Here is a 3,370-nt window from a genome sequence, read left to right as displayed (position 1 = left end):
GCAGCTTCTCGCCGGCGGCGACGCGCAGCTGCCATTCGACCAGGTCCAGCCCGGTAATCATCTCGGTGACCGGGTGCTCGACCTGGAGCCGGGTGTTCATCTCCATGAAGTAGAAGGAGCCGTCCTGGTTGGCGATGAACTCGACCGTGCCGGCGCCGACGTAGCCCACCGCCTTCGCCGCATCGACCGCGGCCTTGCCCATCGCCGCGCGCCGCTCTGACGTCATGCCCGGTGCGGGCGCTTCCTCGAGCACCTTCTGGTGGCGGCGCTGCACCGAGCAGTCGCGCTCGAACAGGTAGACCACGTTGCCGTGGGTGTCACCGAAGACCTGGATCTCGATGTGACGCGGCTTGGTGATGTACTTCTCGACCAATACATGATCGTCACCGAAGCTGGAGATCGCCTCGCGCTTGCAGGAGGCGAGCAGGTCGATGAAGTCCTCCGACTTCTCCACCAGGCGCATGCCCTTGCCGCCGCCGCCGGCCGCGGCCTTGATCAGCACCGGGTAGCCGATGGCGTCGGCCTGCTGGTGCAGGTAGCTGGGCTCCTGGTCGTCGCCATGGTAGCCCGGGGTGAGCGGCACGCCGGCCGCTTCCATCAGCTTCTTGGCCTCGGACTTCGAGCCCATCGCGCGGATCGCCGACACCGGCGGGCCGATGAAGACGATGCCCTCGCGCTCGCAGGCGTGGCAGAAGTCCTCGTTCTCGGACAGGAAGCCGTAGCCGGGATGGATCGCCTGCGCGCCGGTCTGCTTGGCGGCGGCGATGATCTTGTCGATCACGAGGTAGCTCTCGCGCGCCGACGCCGGGCCGATCAGCACTGCCTCGTCGGCGAGCCGCACATGGCGGGCGCGCGCATCCGCCTCGGAATACACCGCGACGGTCTTGATGCCCATGCGGCGGGCGGTCTTGATGACGCGGCAGGCGATTTCACCTCGGTTGGCAATCAGGATCTTCTCGAACATGTGTGTCTCCGCCGATTTCAGTTATTGACCCAGGCCGCCGGGCGCTTCTCGAGGAAGGCGGCGAGGCCTTCCTTCGCCTCGGGCGTCGCGCGCAGGCCGGCGATGCGGCGTGCGGTGTCTTCCACCACGGTGTCGTCCACCGGCCGGCTGGCCACCGCGCGGATCAGCGCCTTGGCCGCCGCCTGCGACTTCGGCCCGCCCTGCAGCAGGGCATCGACCACTTCCTTCACCCTGGCGTCGAGCGCGTCGGTCGCCACCGCCTCGTGCGCCAGCCCGAGCTCGGCGGCGCGCACCGCGCCGATGCGCTCGGCGGTCTGGAAGTACCGACCGGCCTGGCGCTCGCCGATCGCGCGGATCACGTAGGGGCTGATCGCCGACGGGATGATGCCGAACCTGACCTCGGAGGTCGCGAACACCGCGCGCTCGCCGGCGACGCAGATGTCGCAGGCGGAGGCCAGGCCCATGCCGCCGCCGAGTGCCGCGCCATGCACGCGTGCGATCGTCGGCTTCGTCATCTCCGCCAGGGTGCGCAGCATGCCGGCGAGCTTCATCGCGTCGGCGAAGTTCTCCGCCTCGCCCGCCTCGCCCGCCGCCTTCATCCAGTTGAGGTCGGCGCCGGCGGAGAAGCTCTTGCCGCGCCCGGCCAGCACCACCACGCGCACCGCGGCATCGGCGTCGAGCTCGCGGCAGGCCGCACCGAGGTCGGCGATCAGCTGCGCGTTGAAGGCATTGTGCACTTCCGGGCGGTTCATCCAGATCGTCGCGACGCCACCGTCGCGCAGGATTTCCAGGGTCTCGTAGCTCATCTCTCGTTCCACCGCGCTCACATCCGGAACACGCCGAACTTCGTCGGCTGGATCGGCGCGTTGAGCGCCGCTGAAAGCGACAGGCCGAGCGTGCGCCGGGTCTGCGCCGGATCGACCACGCCGTCGTCCCACATGCGCGCGGTGGCGTAGTAGGGATGGCCCTGCAGCTCGTACTGGTCGCGGATCGGCGCCTTGAAGGCTTCCTCCTCTTCCGCGCTCCAGCTTCCGCCCCTGGCCTCGATGCCGTCGCGGCGCACGGTCGACAGCACGCTCGCCGCCTGCTCGCCGCCCATCACCGAGATGCGCGCGTTCGGCCACATCCACAGGAAGCGCGGGCTGTAGGCGCGGCCGCACATGCCGTAGTTGCCGGCGCCGAAAGAGCCGCCGATCAGGGTGGTGATCTTGGGCACCTGCACGGTGGCGACCGCGGTCACCATCTTGGCGCCGTCCTTGGCGATGCCGCCGTTCTCGTACTTGCGGCCGACCATGAAGCCGGTGATGTTCTGCAGGAAGAGCAGCGGGATGCCGCGCTGGCCGCACAGCTCGATGAAGTGCGCGCCCTTCTGCGCCGATTCGCCGAACAGGATGCCGTTGTTGGCGACGATGCCCACCGGGTAGCCGTAGAGCTGGGCGAAGCCGCACACCAGGGTGGTGCCGTAGCGCGCCTTGAACTCGTCGAAGCGCGACTCGTCGACCACGCGGGCGATGATCTCGCGCACGTCGAAGGGCTTGCGGGTGTCGCTCGGGATGATGCCGTAGATCTCTTCCGGGTCGTAGGCCGGCTCGACGCCGCGGCCGAGCGCCATCCCCACCGGCTTGACCCGATTCAGGTTGGCGACCACGCGGCGCGCGAGGTAGAGCGCGTGGGTGTCGTTCTCGGCGAGGTGGTCGGCCACCCCCGACAGCCGGGTGTGCACATCGCCGCCGCCGAGGTCCTCGGCGCTGACCACCTCGCCGGTGGCCGCCTTCACCAGCGGCGGGCCGCCGAGGAAGATCGTGCCCTGGTTGCGCACGATGATGGTCTCGTCCGACATCGCCGGCACGTAGGCGCCGCCGGCGGTGCACGAGCCCATCACCACCGCGACCTGCGGGATGCCCTTGGCCGACATGTTGGCCTGGTTGTAGAAGATGCGGCCGAAGTGGTCGCGATCGGGGAAGACCTCGTCCTGCCGCGGCAGGAAGGCGCCGCCCGAGTCGACCAGGTAGATGCAGGGCAGGTTGTTCTGCTCGGCGATCTCCTGCGCGCGCAGGTGCTTCTTCACCGTCATCGGGTAGTAGGTCCCGCCCTTCACCGTGGCGTCATTGGCCACGATCATGCACTCGATGCCCTTCACCCGGCCGATGCCGGTGATGACGCCGGCGCTCGGCGCCTCGTCGTCGTACATGCCGAGCGCGGCGAGCTGCCCCACCTCGAGGAAGGGGGTGCCCGGATCGAGCAGGTGATTGACGCGGTCGCGCGGCAGCAGCTTGCCGCGCGCGCTGTGCTTGGCACGCGCCGCCTCGCCGCCGCCGAGGCCGACCTGGGTCGCCTTCGCGCGCAGGTCCTCGACCAGGCCGCGCATGGTCTTCGCGTTGTTCTGGAAGTCCTCGCTGCGGGTGT

The 3,370-nt window shown here is 69.3% G+C and carries 3 protein-coding genes; all 3 read right to left on the bottom strand.

Going from position 1 to position 3,370, the window contains the following annotated elements:
* Positions 1 to 964 (bottom strand): acetyl-CoA carboxylase biotin carboxylase subunit (locus BB334_RS18540; protein ID WP_198531269.1); only part of this gene is annotated, 964 nt, incomplete at its 3' end.
* Positions 965 to 981: 17 nt separating this feature from the next.
* The gene (locus BB334_RS15420; protein ID WP_068809369.1) at positions 982 to 1,770 is read right to left on the bottom strand and encodes an enoyl-CoA hydratase/isomerase family protein; all 789 of its coding nucleotides are present in this window, start codon (positions 1,768 to 1,770) and stop codon (positions 982 to 984) included.
* A gap of 17 nt (positions 1,771 to 1,787) precedes the next feature.
* The coding region (locus BB334_RS15415) for a carboxyl transferase domain-containing protein (protein ID WP_088179203.1) at positions 1,788 to 3,370 on the bottom strand (1,583 nt) is incomplete at its 5' end.

The organism is Thauera phenolivorans (assembly GCF_001696715.1).
In the GTDB taxonomy this organism is placed as follows: domain Bacteria; phylum Pseudomonadota; class Gammaproteobacteria; order Burkholderiales; family Rhodocyclaceae; genus Thauera; species Thauera phenolivorans.
This window is presented reverse-complemented; position numbering and strand designations above follow the sequence as displayed.

Bases quoted from the DNA above. Each gene is read 5' to 3' on its own strand.
- BB334_RS15420 (WP_068809369.1), bottom strand. From the start codon at position 1,770: ATGAGCTACGAGACCCTGGAAATCCTGCGCGACGGTGGCGTCGCGACG.